Source organism: Variovorax sp. R-27 (genome assembly GCF_049913215.1).
Lineage (GTDB): Bacteria > Pseudomonadota > Gammaproteobacteria > Burkholderiales > Burkholderiaceae_C > Variovorax.
In genome coordinates, this window is the sequence record NZ_CP183984.1 from 5,651,755 (window position 1) to 5,677,501 (window position 25,747).

A 25,747-nucleotide genomic window follows, 5' to 3' on the forward strand; every position below is an offset into this window, starting at 1 on the left:
GATTGTCTCCGGAAGAATCCGCCTTGCTTGCCGAACAACGATTTCTGGAGACAACGATGAAAACCCCTCGCAACATGGCGCGGCGCCAGCTCGTGCTGGGCGGCCTCGGCGCCGCAGCTCTCGCCACCGCCCCCGCTCGCGCGCTGGCCGCCGACTACCCCGAACGCCCCCTAACATTCATCTGCCCGTGGCCCGCGGGCGGCACGGCCGACCGGTCGATGCGCATCATCTGCCAGATCGCCGCACGCGAACTCGGGCAGCCCATTGCGCTGGAGAACCGCGCAGGTGCCTCGGGAATGATCGGCACCAAGGCGCTGGCCTCGGCGCGGCCCGACGGCTACACGATCGGCCAGATACCGATTTCGGTCACGCGCTTCTCCCAGATCGGCACGGTGCAGCTCGATCCACTGAAAGACCTCACCTACCTCGCGCGCACTTCGGGCCAGACCTTCGGCATCGCGGTGCCGGCACGCTCGCCGTTCAAGTCGCTGCGCGACGCCGTGGCGCAGGCCAAGGCCCATCCCGGCACCGTCACCTACGCACACGCCGGTATCGGCGGCGCAACGCACGTGGGCATGGAGCAGTTCGCGCAGGCCGCCGGCGTGAAGTTCAACGCCATCGCCTACAAGGGCGGCTCGGCCGCGCTGCAGGACGTGCTGGGCGAACAGGTCGACATGCTGGCCGACAGCAGTTCGTGGGCGCCGCACGTCGAAAGCGGCAAGCTGCGCCTGCTCGCCACCTGGGGCGAGGCGCGCACGCCGCGCTTCAAGGACACGCCCACGCTCAAGGAGCTCGGCTTCGACGTGGTAGTGGAAGCGCCCAACGGCATCGGTGCGCCCAAGGGCCTGCCTGCCGCAGTCGAGAAGCGGCTGCGCGATGCGTTCCGCACGGCCGTCAACAGCGAAGAGTTCCGCAAGGTGGCGGAAAGCATCGATGCGCCGGTCATGTACCAGGACGGCCCCGAATACCAGAAGTACGTGCAGACCGTGTACCGGCAAGAGACCGACCTGATCCGCAAGCTCAACCTCAAGGAGCTGATGGAAAAGGGCTGATGAAGCCCTCGCCCACCGGCATCCGACCCTGCTCGAAGCAACCCCACGCCACGCCATGAACGACAGTCCCCTGCTTCGCCTGCACTCGAACGACAACGTGCTGGTCGCCAAGAGCGCCATTGCCCTGGGCGAAACGATCGCCGAGTTCGGCGTGCGCGCCAGGGCGCAGATTCCCGCCGGCCACAAGATCGCGTCGCGCGCCATCGCGGCCGGCGAGGAAGTGAAGAAGTACGACACGGTGATCGGCGTAGCCTCGCGCGACCTGCAGGCTGGCGACTACGTGCACAGCCACAACCTCACGCTGGTCGACAGCTACCGCGACCCGGCCTTCTGCCAAGACGTGCGCCCGGTGGATTTCGTGCCAGTTGCCGAACGCGCGACCTTCATGGGCTTCGAGCGGCCCGGCGGCGGCGTCGGCACGCGCAACTTCATCGGCATCCTGTCGTCGGTGAACTGCTCGGCCACGGTCATCAAGCGCATCGCCGCGCACTTCACGCCCGAGCGCATGGCCGCCTTTCCCAACGTGGATGGCGTGGCCTCCTTCGCGCAGACCAGCGGCTGCGGCATGTCGTCGCCGAGCGAGCATTTCGACGTGTTGCGCCGCACGCTGGCGGGCTATGCGCGCCACCCGAACCTGGCCGGCGTGCTGATCGTCGGCCTGGGCTGCGAACGCAACCAGGTCGATGCGCTGGTCGATTCGCAAGGGCTCGAAACGGGCCGCCTGATGCGCACGCTGGTGATGCAGGAAGTGGGCGGCACGCGCCAGACCATCGAGGCCGGTATCCGCGCAATCGAAGAAATGCTGCCCGAGGCCAATGCCGCACGGCGCACGCGCGTCGGCGCGCACCATCTGAAGATAGGGCTCGAATGCGGCGGCTCCGACGGCTTCTCGGCCATCACCGCCAACCCCGCGCTCGGCGCGGCGATGGACGTGCTGGTGCGCCACGGCGGCACAGCCATCCTGTCGGAAACGCCCGAGATTCACGGCGTGGAATTCATGCTCACGCGCCGCGCCGTAACACCCGAGGTCGGGCAGAAGCTGCTCGACCGGCTGGCCTGGTGGGAGCGCTACGCGGCCGGCCAGAACGCGCAGTTCAACGGCGTGGTGGGCCACGGCAACCAGGCCGGCGGACTGGCCAACATCTTCGAGAAATCGCTGGGCTCTGCGATGAAGGGCGGCACCACGCCGCTTCGCGCGGTGTACGAATACGCCGAGCCGATCGAGGAACCCGGCTTCGTCTTCATGGATTCGCCGGGCTACGACCCGGTGGCCGCAACGGGGCAGATCGCCAGCGGCGCGCAGCTGATCTGCTTCACCACCGGACGCGGCTCGATGTTCGGCAGCAAGCCCGCGCCGACGATCAAGCTCGCGAGCAACACTCCGATGTTTCGCCGCCTGGAGGAAGACATGGACATCAACTGCGGCGTGGTGATCGACGGCGAACTCTCCGTGCCCGAACTGGGCCAGCAGATCTTCGAGCAGATCCTGCGCCACGCTTCGGGCGAGCCGACCAAGAGCGAGACACTCGGACTGGGCGACCACGAGTTCGTGCCCTGGCACCTGGGCATCGTGAGCTGACTGCCTTCTTTCCCCCTTTCTCCTTCTCTCCATGCCCCTGACCCTTTCGCGCCCCGACCTGCAACGCACGGCCAACTTCATCGCCGGCGAATGGTTGCGCTCCGCTTCCGGCGGCACGCTCGACGTGACCGACCCGGCCACCGGCGCCCTCATCGCGCAGGTACCCGACTCCAGCGCAATCGACGCGCACGCAGCCGTCGATGCCGCGCATGCCGCCTTTCCCGCCTGGCGCAAAACACCCGCCAAGCAGCGCGCGCAGATCCTCAAGCGCTGGAACGACCTTGTGCTCGCGCACCAGGAAGACCTGGGCCGGCTCATCTCGCGTGAGCAAGGCAAGCCGCTGGCCGAAGGCCGCGGCGAGGTTGCCTATGCGGCCAGCTACATCGAGTGGTTTGCCGAGGAAGCCACACGCGCCAACGGCGACGTCATTCCGGCGCCCGTGCCGGGCCGGCGCATGTTCGCGCTACGCGAACCGGTCGGCGTGGTCGCTGCGATCACGCCGTGGAATTTTCCGGCCGCGATGATCGCGCGCAAGATCGCGCCGGCGCTTGCCGCGGGCTGCACCGTGGTGTGCAAGCCGGCCGAGGACACGCCGCTGACTTCGCTCGCGCTGGTGGCCCTTGCCGCGGAAGCCGGCGTACCGCCGGGCGTGCTGAACATCGTGACCGCATCGCGCGAGCGCACGCCCGAAGTGGTCGATGCCTGGCTCGACGATGCGCGCGTGCGCAAGATCACTTTCACCGGCTCCACGCCCGTCGGCAAGCACCTCGCGCGCCGTTCGGCCGACACGCTCAAGAAGCTGTCGCTCGAACTCGGCGGCAATGCTCCGTTCATCGTGTTCGAAGATGCAGACATCGAGGCCGCGGTGGAAGGCCTGATGGCCGCCAAGTTCCGCAACGGCGGCCAGACCTGCGTGTGTCCGAACCGCGTCTTCGTGCATGAGGCAGTGCACGAACGTTTTTCCGAACTGCTGGTTGCACGCGTGGCGGCATTGCGCGTCGGACCTGCCGCCGACGCGGCCTCTCAGATCGGGCCGATGATCAATGCGCGCGCGGTCGAGAAGATCGAGCGCCATGTGCAGGACGCGGTGGCGCGTGGCGCGCGCGTGCTCACCGGCGGTACACGACTGCCCGAGCTCGGCTCGAACTACTTCGCACCGACCGTGCTCGCCGATACAGACGCCACCATGGCCTGCGCCTGCGAAGAGACCTTCGGCCCGGTCGCGCCACTGACGCGCTTCTCGAACGAGGCCGAGGTGATCGCGCAGGCGAACGACACGCCCTTCGGCCTGGCCGCGTATTTCTATTCACGCGACGTGCGCCGCATCTGGCGCGTGGCCGATGCGCTGGAGACCGGCATCGTCGGCATCAACGAAGGCGCGCTGGCAGCCGAGGCTGCGCCCTTCGGCGGCGTGAAGGACTCGGGCTACGGCCGCGAGGGCTCGGTCCACGGGCTGGACGACTACCTGCACACCAAGTACGTGTGCCAGGGGCAGCTGGACTGACGGCCGGCGCCCATTCATCACCACTCTTCGACAGATCCCACATGCCCGCTCACAACCCCTTCAAGGCGGCCCTGGCCGCAAACCAGCCGCAGGTCGGCCTCTGGCTCTCGATGGCCGATCCGTACATGGCCGAGGTCAGCGCAACCGCCGGCTTCGACTGGCTGCTGATCGACGGCGAACACGCCCCCAACGACTTGCGCTCGACGCTGGCCGCGCTGCAGGCGGTGGCGCCGCATCGGGCTCAGCCGGTGGTGCGCGCCGTGCAGGGCGACACCGCGCTCATCAAGCAGTTGCTCGACATCGGCGCGAAGAACCTGCTGGTGCCGATGGTCGACACCGCCGGGCAGGCGCGTGCGCTGGTGTCGGCCACGCGCTATCCACCGCTCGGCATTCGCGGCGTGGGTAGCGCAGTCGGACGCGCGTCGCAGTGGAGCGCGCGCACCGACTACCTCGACGCAGCCGACGACGAAGTCTGCCTGCTGGTGCAGGCCGAGACGGTGCAGGCGCTGGGCAACCTCGCGTCGATCTGCGAGGTCGATGGCGTGCACGGCGTGTTCATCGGCCCAGCCGACCTCGCGGCCTCGATGGGCCATCGCGGCAGGCCCGGCCACCCCGAAGTGCAGGCGGCCATCGAAGGTGCGATGCGGACTATCGTGGCCTCAGGCAAAGCCGCCGGCACGCTGACTTCAGATCCGAAGCTGGCGCGCCGCTACCTCGAACTCGGCTGCACCTTCGTCGCCGTCGGCGTCGACGTGCTGCTGTACGCGGGCGCCTCGCGCAAGTTGGCGGCCGACTTCCTCGGTGCGCCGGTTTCTACTCCCGTGCCGCCTGAATCGCGCGGGGCGTACTGAGTCACGGCGGCAGCTAGCGAGATAGAGAACCCCTCGCTACGAGGAAGCAGAAGCCACGCGCGCAGTCCCCGCCCGAAACGCGTCCTCGACCGCCGCCGCGTTCGGCGCGCCATCGAGCTGCGCCCGGAAACGATGTTCGGAGAACAGGCGGGCCATCAGCGCGAGCAACTGCAGATGATCGTCCTTGGCGCCATCCTCCGGCACCGTGATGGCCAGCATTTGGGAGACCGGCTTGCCGTCCGGGGCATCGAAGGCAATCGGCCGCCTGGTGCGAATGAACAGGGTGACGGGCCGTTCGATGCCGTCGATGCGTGCGTGCGGAATCGCGAATCCGTCGCCGAGGGCGGTCGATCCAGCCTGTTCACGTCGACACAACGCGCGAAAGACTGGTGCCGGGTCGAGGCCGCGAGCACCGCAGATCGTCGCCGCAACGAGATCGAGCGCGTGCGTTCGATCCCGGACATCGGCGTCGAACAGGATGTCCTGCGGTTGCAGCCAGACGGCAATCTGCGCGATGTCGTGTGTCATCGAAATCGTCTCCTCGAATTTCATGAAGATGCGCCCGGTTGGAGCGCATCTACCGCAGTTCGTCCAGACGCAACACGTAGCGATGCGATCCGAGGTAGCGCAGTTGCGGCGAACGGTGCACCAGCCCTCGATCACCGCCTTGCGCATCCACGCCACGTCCCTGAAGGAGCGCGACGGCCTGGAGCGGCATGCGCTCGAAAGGTCCCGTAAAGCACTTCGGCATCCGCAGTGCCGTGTCTGCGTGCGGAGATGCCACCCACTCCGTGCCCAGGCCGCTGTAGCTGCACAGCAGATGCAGCCCGGCATGGTCAAGGTGCCAGTTTTCATCGATGTCACAGCCGCGAACCTGCAGCGTAAGGGTCATCCGGGGGCTGCCAGTGATCAGCGCGAAGCGTGTGGCGAGCATGTCGATGTCTGCCAGCAGAGCGTCTCGCCCGGGTCCACGCGGCGTGCGCGAGGTCTTGCACGCTGCCTGCAACGCAGCCGCTACATCGGCCGCGCGCAATTGCAGTTGCGCCGTGGGATGCCTGGCCGGAGGCAAGGCATCCAGCCATGCAGCAATCGGAGCCTGCGGTTCGCGCCGCCACAGCGCCAGGTCGATGCCCGGTTCCAGAATGCGTTCGAGCACGTCGATGTCCTGGCCGAGCAGGATCTCCGGCGGGAGCCGCAAGGGCGCTGGCCGACTCAGGCAATCGTGGACGAAGGTCTTGCCGGAATCGGCCGTCGCATCGGCGACCGCGCTCTCCAGGTCAGCCGCCATTGGCCAGACCACAACGCTGGAGATGCTCGCGCCAGCTTGTGAGGTGGCCGATCTCGCCATCGGGCGCGCATTCGAGCAGACAGTGCACCACGGAGGCATAGCTCTCCAGGGGCAGACGAATCATGAGGCGGGCGCGCGGAGCGCCATTTGCGCACGTTGCATTCACACGCATCAGGGGCTCGCAGCGCAGCACGCCGGCACCCTTGCATGCGGCGATGCCGCGCCGCACGCGGCACGCGTCGACCGACGGCACCGTGACGTCGAGCACCTTGAAAACCGTCTCGCTCTTGGCACGCACAGTGCCTGCGTATTCCCGATAAGCGGCGTAAGCCATGAAACTCCTGCAATGGAAAAGAACACAGTGTCAGTATCGGCAGGCGCGTGTGAAAACGGTGTAAACAATGCACCCTGCGGTGGAAATGCCGCGTAAATATGCTGGCTTCAGCGCTGGCCCGATCTGGAACCGGCCGTGGACGAGCAAGAGATTTCCCAGCAACCCGGGCAGCCCTCTTGCGGAACAACGCTCAACCAGCGCGCTCCGCAATGACCGCAGGAAGCCAGGAGAACTTCGGCGCCGTCCTGGCTTTCCAGGCTCTCCTGCGCGGGATCGAGCATGGGCGTGCCGCAGCAGGACCAATGCAGGCTCATGTCAGGCAAGGCGCGAGCCGCCCGAACCCACGCAGCAGCGCGGGACCAGAGCGTTTCTCCTGGAGGCATGGTGTGCACGAAGGCGGGCCGCGGCCCGCCTGTCGCCTTGGGGATCAGAGCGTCTTCGTCAGCGTGAGGATGAAGCGCGCCTTGTTCGGCGAGTAGGTCGTCTGGCCGAAGGTGCCGAAGCCGAGGTCGACGCCGGGGTTGGCCACTGCCAGGTACGAGCTCTTCTTGTTGGCGCCCTGCACCGAGCCGGTCAGCGACAGGCCGTTGCCGAAGTCATAGCTCGCGCCGACGTTGTAGTCGACGTAGCTCTTGTAGCCCAGGCTGCGGATGTCGCTGGACATGTTCGTGTAGCCCACCGCCGCCTTCAGCGTGACCTTGGGCACGATTTCCTTGCTGTACGACAGGTTCAGGTAGCCGGTGTTGGTGCCCTTCAGGCCCGAGCCGGCCTTGTTGCCCGCGTAGCCGAAGTAGTCCTTCGACACGGTGTGCGAGTACTTGGCGGTGAACGAACCGAGGGTTTCGTTGGCGTAGGTGCCCGCAACGTACAGCTCGGTGGTGTTGCCCGCGGAGTTGCCCGGGTAGATGTAGGTGAGCGCACCGACGTCCATGTCCAGCGGGCCGGCCTTGAACTTGTAGCCGCCGTACACGTCCATCTCGATGCTGTTGCCCTTGAGCCAGTTGACGCTGGAGTTCCAGTTGCCCACGTAGAAGCCGCTGTCGCCGAAGGCGTAGTCCAGGCCGCCTTGAATGGCGGGCTTGAAGCCCTTGGTCTTGGCGTAGTCGTTCTTGCCGATCATGTCCTGGTCCTGCCCACGGAACTTGTAGTTCGTGGTGATAGACACGTTGCCCGTGAGATTCGGGGCGGGAGCGGCTGCCGGTGCTGCTGCGGCATCCGTCGTTGCTGTTTGCGCCAGGGCTGCGCCCGAAGCGGCGAATGCAGAGATCAACACGAGCGCGTGCTTGGCTGCGATGGTGGAAGCGGCCCTGCTGGGGATTTTTTTCATGAGGCAATAGTTAAAAAAACGGAAGCGCATAGCCTAGAAGCCGCCTCATAAAAGCCTTGTAAAAAGTAGCGCCGCGCGCATAAAGATTTCATCGCGGCTTCATGCTTCGGCGCTGCCGGACCTGGTCAGACGGACAGCCTGTAACCCACCGCCGTCTCAGTCAGCAGATGGCGCGGCTGCGCAGGGTCGACTTCCAGTTTCTGGCGCAGATGCCCCATGTAGATGCGCAGATAGTGGTTCTGCTCCGTCTGCGCCGGACCCCATACAGTGATCAGCAACTGGCGTTGCGTCAGCACGCGCCCCACGTTGGCAATCAACACCGACAGGAGGCGATATTCCGTTGGCGTGAGGTGCACTTCGACACCGGCGCGCCGCACCACCCGGGCAACGTGGTCGACCTCCACCTCGCCGAAGCGAAAGACGGCTTCGGCCTCCTCCGCACCGCTGATCGGGCGCGGCCGGCGCAGCGTGGCCCGCACGCGCGCCAGCAACTCGCCGGCGCCGAAGGGCTTGGTCAGATAGTCGTCGGCGCCGGCATCCAGCGCGGTGATCTTGTCGGCCTCGCTGGTGCGTGCCGACAGCACGATGATCGGCACGGCGGACCAGCGGCGAACGTCGAGGATGAGCGATACGCCGTCGCCGTCCGGCAGTCCAAGGTCCAGAACGAGCAGGTCGGGCCTGCGGGTTCCTGCGGCCGTCAGGCCTTCGCGCAGCGTGCCGGCCTCGTGCACCTGCCAGCCTTCGGTTTCGAGCGCACCACGCACGAACCGCCGGATCTGCGGCTCGTCTTCAATGACAACGGCTGTGTGTGAGGACATGTTCTTCAGAGCTGGGCTTCCATGGATACCGGCGGGGCCCGCCGCGGCAATGTCACGACGAACTCGGCGCCACCGTCCTGCGCGTTCGAGGCAGTCACGTCTCCGCCGTGTGCATTGACCACGGCCTTGCAGATGGCAAGACCCAGGCCGACGCCGGGCGTGGCCGATTCCGCCTGCCCGCGCGTGAACTTGTCGAACAGCGTCTGCTCATGGCCCTTCACGACGTCGGGCAGGCCGGGCCCGTGGTCGCGCACCGTGAGCACCAGGGCGGCGTCGGTGACGGAGCCGCTCGCCACGATCGGCGGCGCGCCGTATTTCGCGGCGTTTTCCAGCAGGTTGACGAGCACGCGCTCGATGAGCACGGCGTCGAACTCGACGAGCGGCAAGTCGACCGGCAGCACCGTCTGCACATGCACGCCGCCCAGCGCCGGTTCGGCCGCCCGGATCGCCGACCCGAGGACTTCTTCCACCGACTGCCAGTCGCGCCGCAGGTTCACCGCGCCGCCGGCAATGCCGCTTTCGAGGCGCGCCATGTCCAGCAGATTGCTGACCAGCGCGTGGAGCTGGTGTGCCTGCGAGACGATTGCGCGAGCGGCCTCCACGTGCTCGTCGGACGGCAGGTTCTGCAGCGACTCGGCCAGTGCGATCAACGCTGTGAGCGGAGTGCGTACGTCATGCGAAATTGCTCCGAGCAAGGCGTTGCGCAGGCGCTCCGATTCCATTTCGACCACCGCCTGCTGGGCCACCTCGACGTAATGCACGCGCTCCAGCGCGATGGCGATCTGCCGCGCCAGCGTCTCGAGTTGCTGCGCCTGCTCGGGAATCAGCAGCCATCGAGGCTGCGCCGGCGACAGCGCGAGCACGCCGCGGATGCGCATCGGCGCCTGCAACGGCACGTAGTGCCAGGGCTGCGCCGCCAGCGTGGCGGTTGCGAGTCCGGCCGGCTGGCCCTGGCGAAACGACCAATCGGCGACGGAGGCGTCGAATCCCTTGGGTGCCTGCGACGGCATCACGAGACGGTCGTTCGCGTCCGTCACCAGCACCAGCGCACGGCCGCCGAAATGGCCTTCGACCGCCGCTGCTCCGAGCTCGACGACCTGCGTGCTCTCGAGCGCAGCCGACAGCTCGCGCGTCAGTTCGAACAGCGATTGCGCCCGTCGCTCGCGGCTGGCGGACACGCCGGCCGCGAAGCGCAGCCCGGCCGTGAGCTGCCCCACCAGCAGGCCAACGCCGAGCATGACGACGAAGGTCAGGACGTACTGCACGTCGCTGACGCTGAAGGACAGCCGCGGCGGCACGAAGAAATAGTCGAAGGCCGCAACGTTGAGCAGCGCGGCGAATGCCGCCGGTCCGCGCCCGAAGCGCAGCGCCGAACCGACCACGCCGAGCAGGAACAGCATCACGATGTTGGTCAGCTCCAGCACATTCGACAGCGGCATGGCAACCAGCGTGATGCCCACGCTGATCGCCGCGGTAAAGGCGTAGCCGGGCCATCGCGCCCGTGGCCGGTCCGTGTCTTCCACGTTGTCGTCGGCAAGCCGACCGGGGCGCCCATGCGCAATGCGCCGGGAGCTTTCGGCTCGCGCGACCTCGACGATGTCGAGGCCTGGAGCGTGGCGGGCGAGTTCACGCGTCAGCACGGCCGAAGGCCACCATCGCAACCAGCCTTCGGCCGGTTCGGCGCGCCCCACGACCAGCGTTGCGCAGTTGAGCCGCTGGGCTTGCCCGGCAAGTTCCACCGCGACGTCGACGCCAGTCAACACCGCAGTCACCGCGCCCAGTTCCTCGGCCAGCTTCAGCACTGCAAGGATGCGATCGCGCTCCTCCGCGGCAAGCCGCTGCAACCTGGGCGTTTCGACATACACCGCATGCCAGCGCACATTGAGCTGACCCGCGAGACGCGCCGCCGTGCGCACCGTCTGCGCCGCGCCTTCATGCGGGCCGACGCAGGCGAGGATCGCGCCCGAGGTGTTCCAGGCCTGCAGCTCGCGGCCCTGCCCGTTGCCGCCAGCGCCCGACTGCTCCACGCGCCAGCCGCGCACGTCGTCTTCCACATGCTCGGCGGTGCGGCGCAGTGCGATCTCGCGCAATGCGATCAGGTTGCCCTTGCGAAAGAAGTTCTGCGCAGCGCGCTCGGCCTGCTGCGGCAGATAGACCTTGCCGGCCGCGAGCCGCGCCGTGAGTTCGTCGGGCGTGACGTCGACCAGCACCACCTCGTCGGCCTCGTCGAGCACGGTGTCGGGCACGGTCTCGTGCACACGCACGCCGGTGATCGCGCCGACCGTGCCGTTGAGGCTTTCGAGGTGCTGCACGTTGAGCGCAGACCACACCTCGATGCCAGCGGCCAGCAGTTCCTGCACGTCCTGCCAGCGCTTGACGTGTCGCGAGCCGGGAGCGTTGGTGTGAGCCAGTTCGTCGACCAGCAGCACAGCGGGCTTGCGGGCGAGCGCGGCGTCGAGGTCGAATTCGGCGAGGGTGCGGCCGCGGTAGTCCAGCTCGCGCAGCGGCAGTGTGTCGAGCCCCGTGAGCAGCGCGGCGGTCTCGGTGCGGCCGTGGGTTTCGACCACGCCAATCAGCACGTCGCGCCCGGTGGCGCGCTCGCGCTGCGCGGCGCTCAGCATGGCCCAGGTCTTGCCGACACCGGCACTGGCGCCGAAGTAGATGCGCAGCTTGCCGCGCAGTGCGCGCGCTTCGTCGTTTCGCAGTTGGGCCAGCAGGGCATCGGGGTCCGGGCGAATGACATCTTGCATGGACAAGGCCTGCTAGCGTTGCGTGGGGCCCTTGCGCGAGGCAGGACTGCTTGCCTTGGACTCCCTGCGCCTGGCTCCACGCGCATGCCGGCGCGCAGTGCGGGACACGATGAACCACGCGAACCCCAGAGGAATGAACAGCGCCGCCATCGCGCAAAGGACGTGGAACAGGTCAGTCACCATGGTGCAGCTCGCGCGACGCGGGAGTCGTCGCTCCTTACTTCACCTTGTCGAGGGCAATGTTGAGCGACAGCACGTTGACGCGCGACTCGCCCAGCAAGCCGAACAGCGGAGCCTGGGTGTTGCTGGCGATCAGCGCGTTGACCTGCTCGATCGGCACGCCGCGCACGCGCGCCACGCGCGCGGCCTGGTATTGCGCGGCGGCGGGGCTGATGTCGGGGTCGAGCCCGCTGGCCGAGGCCGTGACGAGGTCGACCGGCACCGGCGCGGTGTTGCCCGGATCGGCCGCGCGCAGCGCCTCGACGCGCGCCTTCACCGCATCGGTCAGCGCGGGGTTGAGCGGGCCCTGGTTGGAGCCGCCCGAGGCGGTCGCGTTGTAGGGCTGCGGCGCGGTGGCCGACGGACGACCCCAGAAGTGCTTCGGGTCGCTGAAGTTCTGTCCGATGAGCCTGGAGCCCACGGTCGTGCCGTCGAGCACGATCAGGCTGCCCGCCGCCTGCGAAGGAAACACCGCCTTCGCGGCGCCAGTGACGGCCATCGGATAGATCAGGCCGGTGAGTGCGCTCAGCAGCGCAAAGACCACGAGCACGGGACGAACGATATTGCCGTTGTTGTTCATGATTGGGAACTCCTCAGACGAGATGGACGGCTACAAGAAGCCAGTCGATCAACTTGATGCCGATGAAGGGGACGACCAGGCCGCCCAGGCCATAGATGGCAAGGTTGCGGCGCAGCAGCGCGGCGGCGCCGACGGGCCGGTAGCGCACGCCCTTCAATGCCAGCGGAATCAGGAACACGATGACCAACGCGTTGAAGATCACGGCGCTCAGGATGGCCGACGACGGGCTCGCGAGCCGCATCACGTTGAGCGCGCCCAGCTGCGGATAGGTCGATACGAAGATCGCCGGAATGATGGCGAAGTACTTCGCTACGTCGTTCGCAATCGAGAAGGTGGTGAGCGAGCCGCGCGTCATCAGCAGCGCCTTGCCGGTTTCCACCACTTCGAGCAGCTTGGTCGGGTTGGAGTCGAGGTCGACCATGTTGCCGGCCTCCTTCGCAGCCTGCGTGCCGCTGCCCATGGCCACGGCCACGTCGGCCTGCGCGAGCGCGGGGGCGTCGTTGGTGCCGTCGCCGGTCATGGCCACGAGGCGGCCTTCGGCCTGGTACTGGCGGATGAGCGCGAGCTTGTCTTCGGGTGTGGCTTCGGCCAGGAAGTCGTCGACGCCGGCTTCGGCTGCGATGGCCGCGGCCGTGAGCTTGTTGTCGCCGGTGATCATCACCGTCTTGATGCCCATGCGGCGCAGCTCGGCAAAGCGCTCCTTGATGTCGGTCTTGACGATGTCCTTGAGCTCGACCACACCAAGCACGCGGTTGCCTTCGGCCACGGCCAGCGGCGTGCTGCCGCGACGGGCCGCTTCTTCGGCCGCGCGCAGCACCTCGGGCGCCATGCTGCCGCCTAGCGCCTCGACGTGGCGGCGCACTGCATCGACCGCGCCCTTGCGCAGCTGGACGGCATCAGTGTCGAGGCTGTTGGGCGCAGCGGGCAGGTCGACGCCGCTCATGCGGGTCTGCGCGGTGAAGGGCACGAAATGCGCGCCCTCGACCGACGTCGCTGCGTCGAGGCCGTCGCGGCGGGCCAGCTCCACGATGCTGCGGCCTTCGGGCGTTTCGTCGGCCAGCGATGCGAGCATCGCAGAGCGGGCCAGGCGGGCTTTCGGAATGCCGGGCGCGGGCAGGAACGAAGTGGCCTGGCGGTTGCCGTGCGTGATGGTGCCGGTCTTGTCGAGCAGCAGCACGTCGACGTCGCCGGCGGCTTCCACCGCGCGGCCCGAGGTGGCGATCACGTTGGCCTGCATCATGCGGCTCATGCCGGCCACGCCGATGGCCGACAGCAGGCCGCCGATGGTGGTCGGGATCAGGCACACCAGCAGCGCGACCAGCGCGGTGAGCGACACCACGGTTCCCGCATTGGATGCACCGACGCTGAATATCGAGAACGGCAGCAGCGTGGCGGTGACGATCAGGAACACCAGCGTGAGCGCAACCAGCAGGATGGTGAGCGCGATTTCGTTGGGCGTCTTCTGGCGCTTGGCGGCCTCGACCATGGTGATCATGCGGTCGAGGAACGACTCGCCCGGGTTCACCGAGACGCGCACCACCAGCCAGTCGGACAGCACGCGGGTGCCACCAGTCACAGCCGAGAAGTCGCCGCCCGATTCGCGCACCACGGGCGCCGATTCGCCGGTGATGGCGCTTTCGTCGACCGAGGCCACGCCTTCGATGACTTCGCCGTCGAGCGGAATGACGTCGCCGGTCTCGACCAGCACGACGTCGCCCTTGCGCAGGTTGGGCGCCTGTTCGGGCAGCCACTGCGCGCCATGGTGCGGCTCATGCAGCTTCTTGGCCCAGGTGTCCTTGCGCAGGCCGCGCAGCGAGGCGGCCTGCGCCTTGCTGCGGCCTTCGGCCAGTGCTTCGGCGAAGTTGGCGAACAGCACGGTGAACCACAGCCAGATGGTCACGGCCAGCACGAAGGCGGGCTTCATGCCGGTGTCGCCCGGGAAGCTCATCGCATGCACCCAGAGCAGCGTCGTCAGGATGCTGCCGATGTAGACGATGAACATCACCGGGTTGCGCCACTGCACCCGCGGGCTCAGCTTGGTGACGGAGGCCCAGAGGGCGGGCCGCAGGAGCGCTGCATCGAACAGCGAAAGGGAAGTATTGGTCTTTGTAGTCATGGTCCGGGCCTCACTTCGCCCACAGCATCAGGTGCTCGACGACCGGTCCCAGCGCGAGCGCCGGCACGTAGTTGAGCAAGCCCACCAGCAGCACGGTGCCGATCAGCAGCGTCACGAACAGCGGCCCATGCGTGGGCATGGTGCCGGCCGTGACCGGAAGGCGCTTCTTGGCGGCGAGCGCGCCGGCAATGGCGAGCACCGGCACGATCACGCCGAAGCGGCCGAACCACATGGCAATCGCCAACAGCGCGTTGTAGAACGGCGTGTTGGCCGACAGGCCCGCGAAGGCGCTGCCGTTGTTGTTGCCGGCCGAGGTCAGCGCGTACAGGATCTCCGAGAAGCCATGCGCGCCGGGGTTGGCGATGCCGGCCTTGCCCGCATCGGCGATCACGGCAACGGCCGTGCCGGCCAGCACCAGGATCGGCGTCACAAGAATGGCGACCGAGGTGAGCTTCATCTCATAGACCTCGATCTTCTTGCCGAGGTACTCGGGCGTGCGGCCGATCATCAGGCCGGCGATGAACACCGCCAGGATCGCGAAGATCAGCATGCTGTAGAGCCCGGTGCCCACGCCGCCGAACACCACTTCGCCGAGCTGCATCAGCACCATGGGCACCATGCCGCCGAGCGGGGTGAGCGAGTCGTGCATGGCGTTCACCGCGCCGCACGAGGCGGCCGTGGTGATGGCGGCGAAGAGGGCCGAGGCGTCGATGCCGAAGCGCACTTCCTTGCCTTCCATGTTGCCGCCGCTTTGCAGCACGCTCGACACCTGGTCGACGCCCAGCGGCGTCAGCAGCGGGTTGCCGGCCTGCTCGGCAGGGGTGAGCACGACCACGGCGATGACGAAGATCACCGTCATGGCCGCGAGCACGGCCCAACCCTGGCGGATGTCGCCGACCACGCGGCCGAAGGTGAAGCACAGCGCCGCCGGGATCACGAAGATCGCGAGCATCTGCAGCAGGTTCGCAAACGCCGTCGGGTTCTCGTACGGATGCGCCGAGTTGGCATTGAAGAAGCCGCCGCCGTTGGTGCCGAGCATCTTGATGGCTTCCTGCGAAGCGACCGGGCCCATGGCGAGCGTCTGCGTCTTGGTGGTGGCGTCTTCCATCACCGGCTGGCCCTTGTCGTCCTTCAGCGGCTGGCCGTTGGCGTCGTTCTTGGGCTGCTGGAAGGCGGTGGTCTCGAGCGTGTCCACCGTCTTGTAGGCGTCGAAGTTCTGGATCACGCCCTGGCCCGCGAGGAGCATCGCGAGCACGAAGGAGATCGGCAGCAGAAGCCAGGTCGTGATGCGCGTGACATCGACCCAGAAGTTGCCCACGAAGCCCTTGCCGTCGGTGCGGCGCGCCGCAAAGCCGCGCACCAGCACGAAGGCCACTGCAATGCCCGTGGCCGCGGAGAAGAAGTTCTGCACCGTGAGGCCGAGCATCTGCGTGAGATAGCTCATGGTCGATTCACCGGCATAGCCCTGCCAGTTGGTGTTGGAGACGAAGCTCACCGCGGTGTTGAAGGCCGAGTCGGGCGACACGGCCGTCATGCCCGCCGGGTTGAACGGCAGCCAGCCCTGCAGTCGTTGCAGGCCATAGACAGCCAGTGCACCGACCGCGTTGAACGCGAGCAGCGCAAAGGCGTAGCTGCGCCAGTGCATGGAGCTGTCGGGCGAGACCCCGGCAAGCTTGTAGAGAGGTGCTTCGACGCGTTGAGTCCAACGCGGCATATGGCCATTGCACATCGCCGCCAGGAAATGTCCGAGCGGCCATGCAAGCAACAGCAGCACGACGAGATAGAAGGCCAGAAGCCCCCAGGCCGAGCTACTCATGATCAGAACTCCTCGGCGCAGATGAGCGCAAAGACGAGGTAGGCAAACAGGATCACGGCGATAAGCCCGGCGAACCCGTAGAGGACTTCAAGTCCGATCATGGCCGTTCTCCCTTGGGCGTATCGAGCTTGTGCAGCCCGACTACCAGTTCGGCCACTACGACCCACATGACCGCAATGGCGGCAATCCACACGATGTCCATTCATCACTCCTGCAAACGAAACAAGTCAGTGAGTCTCTGCAGGCGCGCGTAAAAACAGGGATAAATCTTGGGAGCGGGCTGTAAAAAGAATATAAAAATCCGGAGAGCGCGGTATGCGAAGGAACGACGCATCGCTTTGAAACAAGCGAAAGCACGTGCCCCTTGACGGCTGCCGGTAGGCCAAGGCTGCGGTTCGCCGCAGTGACAGCGCTCGAAAGACCCCACAAAGGACCCCGATGAACGCGATCAAAGAAGCACGCCAGATCATCACGGCCGACCCGAACGGCGAGGAGTCCCTGACTCTGGCTCGACTCGTGCTGGCCCTGGAATCCGAGGGCGACTTCCCTCTTGCCAGCCTCTACACGCTGAGCCTCGGCACCTTCAGTCTTGCAATGGAAATCCTGAAGGAGTGGCGGCTCGACCGCTACTACGCGAGAAAGGGAAAGCTGCTGGATGTGTCCTATCAGGCGCAGGTCCTGGCAGCACACTGAAACTCCGCCAGAGGCCGCACCTTGGAACGCACCATGGTCCCGGCAAGCCAGCTCCGGGTCATCATCGACGAGGTTGAACCTCACGCGTTTTCCTGGACGCTCATGGAGCGCAAGGAGACGGACATCATCGATGTGCAGGTGGCGCGCTCTCCGAAGAACTTCCCTGAATTCGATCTTGCATTGGAAGACGGCTTTCTCGCGCTGAAGGAGTTGGCGCGCGAGCACAAGCGTTGACTGACGGTGCTGCCCGGTGCGTCGCACCAGGCAGCACCCGGATCCATTACTTGGCGGCGGCGACAGACACCTTGTTCGCGGCTTGCTTGATCAACGCTGCAACAGCCTTGGGATTCGAAACGTAGACGGCGTGGCTGCCTGGGACTTCCGTGACGACGGAACCCGCGCGCTTGGACATGTTGCGCTGCGCAGGCGGCGGGATCATCTTGTCGTCCTTGGCCACGAGGTACCAGCTCGGCTTCGACTTCCATGCCGGTTCGCTCACCGCGCCGGCGAGGGCTGCAACACCCCATGGCACCTGCGAATTCGCCATGAACGCGGCCGTTTCGCCCTTCACGTCCGCTGCGAAAGAGGCAGCGAACTTCGTCTTGTCGAGCATCAGGAAGCCGTCGACCGGCGGGAGGATCGGGGGCACCGGCGCGCCAGGCGGCGGGTTCTTGATCAGCGAGTCGACCGACTCGCCCTTGTCGGGAGCAAACGCAGCGATATAGACCAGGCTCGCCACTTTTTCATCGTTGCCTGCCTCGGTGACGACGACACCGCCGTACGAGTGACCGACGAGAACGACCGGCCCCTTCTGGGCGGCGATTGCGCGCTTCGTGACGGCGACGTCGTCCGCCAGCGAGATGGTCGGGTTCTGGACGATGGTGACGTCGTACCCATCCTTCGTGAGGATCTTGTAGACGCCTTCCCAGCCGGAACCGTCGACGAAACCACCGTGCACCAGAACGATGCCGGGCTTTGCCGTCGTGGCGGTGGCAGCGCTGGCCGCACCCGTTGCGATGACTGCGGCGCCGAAAGCGGCGGTGAAGAGCTTTGCGATCTTGAGCATGGACATTTGCAACTCCTGAATGCGCGCATCAGCGCGCTGCTGATTGAACAAGTGCGTTACGGGCGATGCCACCGAAAGCCGCACACGAACTCTCGTGGTGGCGTAAATTTATGACTCAATAGTTTAAGTGTCAAGTATTTAGTGGTGAAGCTGTTTTCCGCTCTTGAGGGTTGACGGCAGCCGCGTTGGCGGGGATGAAAGTGACGCACGAAATTACGGCCGTCGGCACCCTGCGGGCGCGGACGGCCGTAATCGCGTGCAGCGCGAGTCTTGGCTTATGCCTCGTAGTGGCTGAGGAACAGGTCTACCGCCGCATTGGCGATCTGCCGCTGCGCACGCGGCGCCAGCTTGGGCTGGCCCAGCGCGACCTGCGGCCAGAAGGCCACGCCCTTGACCAGGCTCTCCAGTTGCTGCGCGGCCAGTGAAGCGTCGCCTGCCTTCAGGCGGCCATCCTTCTGTGCGGCGCGAATCCAGCCGAGCACCCCGCCTTCCTTCTGGCCCAGGCGATTCATCATCTCCTGCACGCGTTCGGGCGAATGGATGGCGGCCGCGATGGCCACGCGTGCGAGGTCGAGAAAGTTGTCGTCGGCCAGCAGGGACATTTTCTGCATCAGCAGCGCGAGCAACTGCTCGCGCACCGGCGCATCGGCGCGATAGGGCAGCTCTTCCTGGCTCGCGGCGCTTTCCCACAGCACGCGCAGGATCTCGGCGAAGAGTTCGTCCTTGCTCGGAAAGTGGTTGTACAGCGTGCGCTTCGAAACCTCGGCGCGGGCGGCGATCTTGTCGACGCTCGTAGCCTCGAAGCCGCTGGCGCGGAACTCGGCGATGGCGGCCTGGACGATCGCCTCGCGCTTGCGGTCGGTAAGACGTATAGCCTGGGTCATGGGCGGATTTTACACCGCTGAGTTTACTTTTTTGAATTTCGCTGTACACTCCGAAAAATTACACCGCGTGGTGTACTTTTTATCCTCCCTCTTGATCGGAGTGCTCCGCATGACCAACCAGTCCCTCTGCCTTCGCCGTAGCGAGCCCGTCGTTCGCGCCTCGTCGCCGCGACAGCTTGACGGCAAGTTCCGCAACGTCGTGCCGCGCGAGGAACCCGGCTTCGCCAAGACGCTCGCCATCGCCTGGCGCATATTGACGCAGAAGCCCGACACCACGGTGCCGCGCGCGCCGATTCCGGTGCAGCCCCTCAGCGCGGCAGCACTGGCCGCCGCACCCGACGCGAGCCTGTTCCGTCTCGGGCACTCCACCCTGCTCCTGAAGCTCGCCGGCGAGTTCTGGCTTACCGACCCGGTGTTCTCCGAACGCGCATCACCGTTCCAGTGGATGGGGCCGAAGCGCTTTCATGCACCGCCCATTGCCATCGACGATCTGCCGCCGATCAAGGGCGTGATCCTGTCGCACGACCACTACGACCATCTCGACCACGCAGCCATCGTGAAGCTGGCGCCGAAGGTGGATGTGTTCATCACGCCCATCGGCGTGGGCGACCGCCTGATCGCCTGGGGCGTGGACGCGGCCAAGGTGCAGCAGCTCGACTGGTGGCAGCAGACGGCTGTGGCGGGCGTGCGGCTGGTGGCGGTGCCGGCGCAGCATTTTTCCGGGCGCAGCCTTACCGACAGCGACCGCACCCTGTGGGTGTCGTGGGTGATCATGGCCGGCGACCTGCGCCTGTTCTTCAGCGGAGACACCGGCTACCACGCCGACTTCAAGACCATCGGCGAGCGCTTCGGCCCCTTCGATGTGACGATGCTCGAAACCGGCGCGTACGACGCACAGTGGCCCGAAGTGCACATGCAGCCCGAAGAGACACTGCAGGCCCATCTCGACCTCAAGGGCCGCTGGCTGATGCCGGTGCACAACGGCACCTTCGACCTGGCGATGCACGCCTGGCACGAGCCCTTCGACCGCATCCAGGCACTGGCTGAAGCAGCCGGCATCGAACTGGCCACACCGGCCATGGGCGAACAACTGTCGCTGACCCAGCCGCACACGGGGCGGCGCTGGTGGCGCGAGCTCTAGCAGCAAACTCCGCATCGAAGGCACCCGCACAAAATGGAGAATGATTCTCATCCGTACGCATGAGATAAACTTCGCGTGAATTCTCTTTGAGTACTGCGCGCTTGCACGCGGCGCGGGCTCGCACGCTCCCATGCACAAGCTCCTTCTGGCAACGCCACTCGCGCTCGCGGGCGCCGTTTCTTACTCTCACGCACAAACGCCCGATTCCGCCTCCGATGCGTCCGGGCAGCTCAGCACAGTCACGGTGCAATCCAGCGCGACCAACGGGTTCGTCGCGAACACCGTGGAGGCCGGCACATTCCGGGGCGCCAACATCCTGGAGGTTCCCGCGACGGTCAACACGGTCACGAGCGACGTGTTCGAACTCCAGGGCGCGACAGGTATCTACGACGTGCTGCGCAACACCGCCGGCGTGACGCGCCAGCAGAACGGCGGCGACACCTTCGACCAGCTCGTGATCCGCGGCATTGCGGTCGAGAACCGGACGAACTACCGGCTCAACGGCTCCCTCGCAATTCCCAACGTCTCCGAGATCCCCATGGAGAACAAGGAGCGTGTCGAGGTGCTGAAGGGGGCCTCGGCGCTCTACTACGGCTTCACCACGCCGGCCGGCATCATCAACCTGGTGACCAAGCGCGCCGGCAGCACGCCGGTGACTTCCGTCGGCCTCACCGTCGACGACAAGGGCTCCTTGCAGGCCTCCACCGACATCGGGCGCCAGTTCGGCGACCAGAACCAGTTCGGGGTGCGAATCAACGCGGCCGGCGGCCGCGTCGGCTCCAACATCGACGGCATAGACGGCAATCGCAGGTTCGTGTCGGCCGCTTTCGACTGGCGCGTCAACAGCCGCCTCACCCTCAAGGCCGACGTCGAAAACTACCGCAAGCGCATCACCGAGCAGGCCGGCATCACGAGGCCGGCGGCCGTCAACGGCGTGATCACCCTGCCAGCCCTGCCCGACCCGAACAGGCTGCTGGGCCCGGCCTGGGCGGTCTTCGACGCCGAAGTCACCAACACCCAGCTGCGCGCCGACTATTCGCTCAGCGACAACTGGGCACTGACGGTGGAAGCCGGTCACTCCGAAGCCGAGCGCGACCGCAGGCTCGCCAGCTTCAGCAACTACAACGTGCTGACCGGCGCAGGCCGCATCACCGGCAACGACCAGAGCCTGAAGCAGACCTCCGACCTGTTCCGCACGGAGCTTTTCGGCACCTTCTCGACCGGCAGCGTGCAGCACGAACTCACCATCGGCGCCGCGCAGAGCAAGAAAACTCAGGATCCGATCTACCAGCGCAACTACGGCGGCGCGAGTACCGCGCAGAACCTGTACAACCCGGTCGTCATCGGCTACCTGCCGCTGACCGCGCTCCCGACCCGGCCCACCACCGGGGCACAGGACAGCAAGGAACTGGGTCTTTACGCACTCGACCGCATCACCCTCTCGCCGCAATGGCAACTGGTGGTCGGTGCGCGCCATACGCACTTCGAGAGCACGCAGGGCGCGAGCGCCACGATCCCCCTGATCGCCTTCGACGTGCGCAAGACCACGCCGCTCGCGGCGCTCAGCTACAAGTTCACGCCCGACCTGGTGGGCTACGTGTCGTACGCGCAAGGTGTCGAGGAAGGCGAAATCGCACCCGCCGGCACCACCAACCAGAACGCCCACATGCCGCCCGGCGTGAGCAAGCAGAAAGAAATCGGCCTGCGCTGGCTCACCAGCGGCGGCATGCTGCTGTCCGGCGCCTTGTTCGACATCGAACGCCCGGGTGCCTACACCAACAGCGCCAACACCTTCGTGGCCGACGGCCGGCAGCGCTACCGCGGTCTCGAACTCTCGGCACAGGGCCGCCTGACCCGCGCACTCGCTTGGCAACTCTCGGCCCAATCGCTCGACGCAGAGTTCCGCGACATCAACCCGCAGTACAACGGGAAGATGCCCGAGAACACCGCCAAGCAAACGGCCAGCGCCTTCCTCTCGTACGACATCGCGGCAGTGCCGGGCCTGTCGGTCAATGGCGGGGCCTACTACACGGGGCGGCGCCCGGTGGACGACCTGAACCAGGCGTTCATCGGCGGAAGCACCATCTTCGGCCTGGGCGCCCGCTACGTCACGCAACTGTTCGGCAAGCGCACCCTGTGGCAGATCAACATCGACAACGTCGCCGACAAGCGCTACTGGGCGGCGGCCGGCACGCGGCTGGCCGTTGGAACGCCGCGCTCGGTCAAGGCGACGCTGAAGATCGATCTCTGACACCAACAACAACCCAGCCGCGCCCACGGCGGCCCCACCCCCACTTCCCGACATGGCCCTCCTGAGGCGCGCCTGGTTCCAGATCCACTGGTTCATCGGCATCACGGCCGGGTCCGTGCTCGTGCTGATCGGGCTGACCGGTGCCACGCTCTCCTTTCGCGCCGAGATCATCGACGCGATCAATCCCGAACTGCGCCATGCGCCCAACCCGGGCGGCGCGACGGCGCTGTTGCCCGCGGCACTGGCACAGCAGCTGCAGGCGGCGCATCCGAAGCGCCGGATCGTCACGCTCACCGTGTTTGCCGAACCCGGGCGGCCGGCGCGCGTCAATTTCGCCCCACCGGAAGGCCAGCGCCAGGGCGAAGTGCGGCTGGTCGATCCATGGACGGCCAAGCTGCTGCCCGAGCCGAAGGGAGACGCCTTCTTCGAGATTGTCGAAAGCCTGCACCGATGGCTCCTGCTGCCCCGCGACACAGGCAAGCCCGTCACCGGCACCCTGGCCACGGGCCTGTTGATCCTGGCGTTGTCGGGCCTCTATCTGCGCTGGCCGCGCCGGCCGCTTGCCTGGCGGGCCTGGCTGAAGCTGGACTTCGCGCTCACCGGTCGCGCATTCCTCTGGAACCTGCATGCGGTGGTCGGCACCATTGCACTGCTGGCGTACCTGGCCTCCAGCCTGACGGGCCTCTACTGGGGCTTCGATGGTGTGCGAACGCTGGTCGACAACGCAGCAGGCGAAGGTCGCATGGTCCGCACGCAGCGCATGCAGGCCGGCGGCGCGGCTGCCAAGGCAACTGCGGCGCCCAAGCCCGACCTGCAACGAGTGTGGCAATCCTTCCTGCAGGAAACCAACGGCGACTGGAGCCTGGTCACGCTGCGCATGCCCACGCGCAACGCAACGCAGATCGAAGCGACCTACCTGCGTGCCAACCCCGAGCACGAGCGCGCGCGCAACCGTCTCTATCTCGACGCCGTCACCGGTGAAGCCACGCAACATGAACGCTATGCCGACAAGCCATTGGCGGGCCGGCTGGTCAACAGCATCTATCCGCTGCACATGGGAACCTACTGGGGCCTGCCGGGCCGCATCGTGATGACGCTCAGCAGCCTGGGGCTGTCGCTGTTCGCGATCACCGGATGGATGCTCTATCTCGGGCGCCGACGCACGAAGCGCGCGGTACGCGACGAACGCGCACGCCTCAGCCCGGCCCTGCCACCGGACAGCCACGGCGCCGAGCCCGTGCTGCTCACCTTCGCGACCCAGACCGGCCATGCAGAGCGCATCGCGTTGCAGACGGCGGCGGTGCTGCAATCGGCTGGCGTCGCGGTGGTGCTGCAGCCACTGGTGCGCCTGAGCGTGGATGCGCTGCAGCGCTACCGCAAGGTGCTGCTGGTGGCCAGCACCTTCGGCGACGGCGATCCGCCAGACAGCCTGCGCGCCTTTGCACGCCAGTTCGCGCGACAGACCGGTTCCGGCTTGCAAAACGTGCACTACGGTTTGCTCGCATTGGGCGACAGGCACTACGCCAACTTCTGCGGCTTCGGCAGGGCGCTCGACCACGATCTGCGCGGCCATGGCGCGCAGGCGCTGTTCCCGATGATCGAGGTGAGCAACGGCGATGCCGGCGCCCTCGCGCGCTGGCAGCAGTCGCTGGCCGACACGTTCGCCGTGCAGGTCGACACTTGGCAAACGCACCAGCCGAAGGTGGCACCCTTCGAGCCGTGGCGCCTCGTGCGCCGCACCCTGCTCAACGCAGGCAGTCAAGGTGCCCCCCTCTTCGAGATCGAGCTGGCCCGCCCCGATTCGGAAGCCTGGAAGCCAGGCGCACTCGTCGAACTGCTGCCGCGCCAGGCTGGCCCTGCGGTTGAACAGTTCCTGCGCAGCGCCGGGCTCGACGGACGAACGCTCGTCCGCTTCGATGGCCATGAGCGCACGCTCGAAGATGCCCTGTCTCGCAGCACGCTTACGACAGCGACATCCGCCGCAACCGCGCAGGCGCTGGCCGACACACTGGTGCCGCTGGCGCCGCGCAGCTACTCGGTGGCATCGATCACAACGGACGGTTGCGTGCAATTGCTGGTGCGCCAGGTCCGCCACGATGACGGGCTGGGCATCGCATCGGGCTGGCTGACCGCCTCGGCCCCCGCTGACGCCACCATCGAGCTACGCCTGCTGCCCAATCCCGGTTTTGCGCTGGTCGACGACGAGGTGCCGTGCATCTTCATCGGCAACGGTTCCGGCTTCGCGGGCCTGCGCGCGCATCTTCGCGAACGCGCGCGGCGAGGACACGGGCGCAACTGGCTGGTCTACGGCGAACGGAACGCCGCGCACGATTCCTTCTGCGCCACGGACATCGCGCAATGGCAGGCCGCCGGAGCGCTGGAGCGCGTCGACCTGGTGTTCTCCCGCGACCAGGCCCAACGCCGGTACGTGCAAGACCAGTTGCGCGAAGCTGCCGACGCGCTGCGGCAATGGGTCGCCGAGCGTGCCGTGATCTATGTCTGCGGCAGCCTCGAAGGCATGGCGCCGGGCGTCGATTCGGCGCTGCGCGAGGCTCTGGGTGAGCAGGTCTTCGACGACTTGGTCGCGCAGGGCCGCTATCGCCGCGATGTCTATTGAGTCACGGCGGGACGCCGTATCCGGCGAAGGCCCTGCTCATGCGAAGCATCCCGAAGAGATTGGTCTCGAGTTGCTCGCGCTACTGCTTGCGGGTTGTCTTCCGTGGCTCGATGTCCATCCCTGAGATGCCGTTGACGAACAGCTGAGTCGCGATCGGCACCATCTGCTCGTAGGTAAAGCGCCCTTCAGGCCTGAACCAGGTGAACATCCAGTTGAGCATGCCGAACAGGAACATCGTCAGCAGCTTGTGAAGCTGCGCGTCGTGCAGGTCCGGGCGCGACGCGGCAATGGCGTCGGCAAACACCTGCACCACCGTGCGCTCCTTGTCGAGCACGCGGGCTTGCGCCTCAGGGTCCAGGAAGCGCACGTCCTCGGTGAGCACGCGGTGCTCGTTCTGCGCCTCCGCGTACTCGAGCATGAACGCCTCGATCAGCTCGGGCAGCCGCTGCTCGGCAGCGAGGTCCAGCGCCTCCACCCCCGTCACGATGTCGACCAGGCGCGAGACATGGCCGTGCGCGATATAGAACAACACCTCGGCCTTGTCCTTGAAGTGGTGGTACAGGCCGGGCTTGGACAGATGGCTGGCTTCAGCGATCTCGTTCATCGACGTTGCTGCGTAGCCCTTGCGGGCGAACAGCTCGGCGGCGCTCCTGGCGATCAGGCTGCGCTGGTCGCCCGGGCGGGAAGAGGGGGAGTCAACGGTCATGGGTCGGGATGGATGAGCCCTGCGCCAGGCGGCGGCAGCGCGATCGCCGATCTTAGGGGTTAGTCCCGAGCTTTCGCCGCTTGCCTGTATTCGCGCTCCTGCGTTAGTCTCGCCCAGCCCAATACCGACCGGTCGGTCGGTACCTTGACAATCAC

General features: G+C 66.6%; 22 protein-coding genes. 9 read left to right on the forward strand and 13 right to left on the reverse strand.

The window, feature by feature from the left end; all coding sequences use genetic code 11:
* Positions 1-56: 56 nt before the first annotated feature.
* The 4 genes from ACN9MV_RS26530 to hpaI are packed head-to-tail and all read left to right on the forward strand — an operon-like array spanning position 57 to position 4,986.
* Positions 57-1,052 (forward strand): tripartite tricarboxylate transporter substrate binding protein, encoded by a 996-nt coding sequence (locus tag ACN9MV_RS26530; protein ID WP_093057342.1) that lies wholly within the window; start codon positions 57-59, stop codon positions 1,050-1,052.
* A gap of 55 nt (positions 1,053-1,107) precedes the next feature.
* Positions 1,108-2,631: a UxaA family hydrolase gene (locus tag ACN9MV_RS26535; RefSeq protein ID WP_426390200.1), complete on the forward strand. Its 1,524-nt coding sequence runs from the start codon at positions 1,108-1,110 to the stop codon at positions 2,629-2,631.
* A 31-nt stretch (positions 2,632-2,662) separates the two neighbouring features.
* Positions 2,663-4,135 (forward strand): NAD-dependent succinate-semialdehyde dehydrogenase, encoded by a 1,473-nt coding sequence (locus ACN9MV_RS26540; protein WP_426390201.1) that lies wholly within the window; start codon positions 2,663-2,665, stop codon positions 4,133-4,135.
* 41 nt (positions 4,136-4,176) lie between these two features.
* Entirely contained in the window at positions 4,177-4,986 is an 810-nt protein-coding gene (hpaI, locus tag ACN9MV_RS26545) for a 4-hydroxy-2-oxoheptanedioate aldolase (protein ID WP_426390203.1), read from the forward strand.
* A gap of 36 nt (positions 4,987-5,022) precedes the next feature.
* On the opposite strand, the gene ACN9MV_RS26550 is transcribed toward hpaI, so the two are convergent.
* The 10 genes from ACN9MV_RS26550 to kdpF all read right to left on the reverse strand — a co-directional run bounded on the left by ACN9MV_RS26550 (position 5,023) and on the right by kdpF (position 16,335).
* Positions 5,023-5,538, reverse strand: coding sequence for a PTS sugar transporter subunit IIA (locus ACN9MV_RS26550; RefSeq protein WP_426390205.1), 516 nt, complete (start codon positions 5,536-5,538; stop codon positions 5,023-5,025).
* Positions 5,539-5,563: 25 nt separating this feature from the next.
* Positions 5,564-6,274: a DUF1826 domain-containing protein gene (locus tag ACN9MV_RS26555; protein ID WP_426390207.1), complete on the reverse strand. Its 711-nt coding sequence runs from the start codon at positions 6,272-6,274 to the stop codon at positions 5,564-5,566.
* Positions 6,264-6,608, reverse strand: a complete 345-nt coding sequence (locus ACN9MV_RS26560; protein WP_093057336.1) for a hypothetical protein — start codon at positions 6,606-6,608, stop codon at positions 6,264-6,266. The genes ACN9MV_RS26555 and ACN9MV_RS26560 overlap by 11 nt, the downstream gene beginning before the upstream one ends.
* A gap of 427 nt (positions 6,609-7,035) precedes the next feature.
* The gene (locus ACN9MV_RS26565; RefSeq protein ID WP_426390209.1) at positions 7,036-7,935 is read right to left on the reverse strand and encodes a TorF family putative porin; all 900 of its coding nucleotides are present in this window, start codon (positions 7,933-7,935) and stop codon (positions 7,036-7,038) included.
* Between the two features lie 125 nt (positions 7,936-8,060).
* Positions 8,061-8,753 carry a two-component system response regulator KdpE gene (gene kdpE, locus ACN9MV_RS26570; protein ID WP_093179898.1) on the reverse strand — a complete coding sequence of 231 codons (693 nt, stop codon included), beginning with the start codon at positions 8,751-8,753 and terminating at the stop codon, positions 8,061-8,063.
* Positions 8,754-8,758: 5 nt separating this feature from the next.
* Positions 8,759-11,503, reverse strand: a complete 2,745-nt coding sequence (locus ACN9MV_RS26575; protein ID WP_426390210.1) for a DUF4118 domain-containing protein — start codon at positions 11,501-11,503, stop codon at positions 8,759-8,761.
* 217 nt (positions 11,504-11,720) lie between these two features.
* On the reverse strand, positions 11,721-12,302 hold the full coding sequence (gene kdpC, locus ACN9MV_RS26580) for a potassium-transporting ATPase subunit KdpC (protein ID WP_093059546.1): 582 nt from the start codon (positions 12,300-12,302) through the stop codon (positions 11,721-11,723).
* A gap of 13 nt (positions 12,303-12,315) precedes the next feature.
* Complete coding sequence (kdpB, locus tag ACN9MV_RS26585; protein WP_093081877.1) at positions 12,316-14,418, reverse strand: potassium-transporting ATPase subunit KdpB; 2,103 nt, start codon at positions 14,416-14,418, stop codon at positions 12,316-12,318.
* Positions 14,419-14,428: 10 nt separating this feature from the next.
* Positions 14,429-16,234, reverse strand: a complete 1,806-nt coding sequence (gene kdpA / locus ACN9MV_RS26590; protein WP_426390211.1) for a potassium-transporting ATPase subunit KdpA — start codon at positions 16,232-16,234, stop codon at positions 14,429-14,431.
* A gap of 2 nt (positions 16,235-16,236) precedes the next feature.
* Positions 16,237-16,335: a K(+)-transporting ATPase subunit F gene (gene kdpF, locus ACN9MV_RS26595; RefSeq protein ID WP_093059552.1), complete on the reverse strand. Its 99-nt coding sequence runs from the start codon at positions 16,333-16,335 to the stop codon at positions 16,237-16,239.
* A gap of 337 nt (positions 16,336-16,672) precedes the next feature.
* Between kdpF and ACN9MV_RS26600 the strand changes: the two genes are divergently transcribed.
* Both ACN9MV_RS26600 and ACN9MV_RS26605 read left to right on the forward strand, forming a co-directional pair.
* Positions 16,673-16,927: a hypothetical protein gene (locus ACN9MV_RS26600; protein WP_093059554.1), complete on the forward strand. Its 255-nt coding sequence runs from the start codon at positions 16,673-16,675 to the stop codon at positions 16,925-16,927.
* Positions 16,928-16,948: 21 nt separating this feature from the next.
* Positions 16,949-17,161 (forward strand): hypothetical protein, encoded by a 213-nt coding sequence (locus ACN9MV_RS26605; protein WP_093081869.1) that lies wholly within the window; start codon positions 16,949-16,951, stop codon positions 17,159-17,161.
* 46 nt (positions 17,162-17,207) lie between these two features.
* Here ACN9MV_RS26605 and ACN9MV_RS26610 read toward each other — a convergent pair whose 3' ends face one another.
* Positions 17,208-17,999 carry an alpha/beta hydrolase gene (locus ACN9MV_RS26610; RefSeq protein ID WP_426390213.1) on the reverse strand — a complete coding sequence of 264 codons (792 nt, stop codon included), beginning with the start codon at positions 17,997-17,999 and terminating at the stop codon, positions 17,208-17,210.
* 269 nt (positions 18,000-18,268) lie between these two features.
* On the reverse strand, positions 18,269-18,877 hold the full coding sequence (locus ACN9MV_RS26615) for a TetR/AcrR family transcriptional regulator (RefSeq protein WP_093059556.1): 609 nt from the start codon (positions 18,875-18,877) through the stop codon (positions 18,269-18,271).
* Positions 18,878-18,986: 109 nt separating this feature from the next.
* Between ACN9MV_RS26615 and ACN9MV_RS26620 the strand changes: the two genes are divergently transcribed.
* From ACN9MV_RS26620 to ACN9MV_RS26630, 3 genes are all read left to right on the forward strand, one after another.
* A complete protein-coding gene (locus ACN9MV_RS26620; RefSeq protein ID WP_426390215.1) occupies positions 18,987-20,018 on the forward strand; it encodes an MBL fold metallo-hydrolase in 1,032 nt (343 codons plus the stop codon).
* 130 nt (positions 20,019-20,148) lie between these two features.
* Positions 20,149-22,269: a TonB-dependent siderophore receptor gene (locus ACN9MV_RS26625; RefSeq protein ID WP_426390217.1), complete on the forward strand. Its 2,121-nt coding sequence runs from the start codon at positions 20,149-20,151 to the stop codon at positions 22,267-22,269.
* 52 nt (positions 22,270-22,321) lie between these two features.
* Positions 22,322-24,886: a PepSY domain-containing protein gene (locus ACN9MV_RS26630; protein ID WP_426390219.1), complete on the forward strand. Its 2,565-nt coding sequence runs from the start codon at positions 22,322-22,324 to the stop codon at positions 24,884-24,886.
* Between the two features lie 79 nt (positions 24,887-24,965).
* On the opposite strand, the gene ACN9MV_RS26635 is transcribed toward ACN9MV_RS26630, so the two are convergent.
* Entirely contained in the window at positions 24,966-25,592 is a 627-nt protein-coding gene (locus tag ACN9MV_RS26635; RefSeq protein WP_093059564.1) for a TetR/AcrR family transcriptional regulator, read from the reverse strand.
* Positions 25,593-25,747 lie beyond the last annotated feature (155 nt).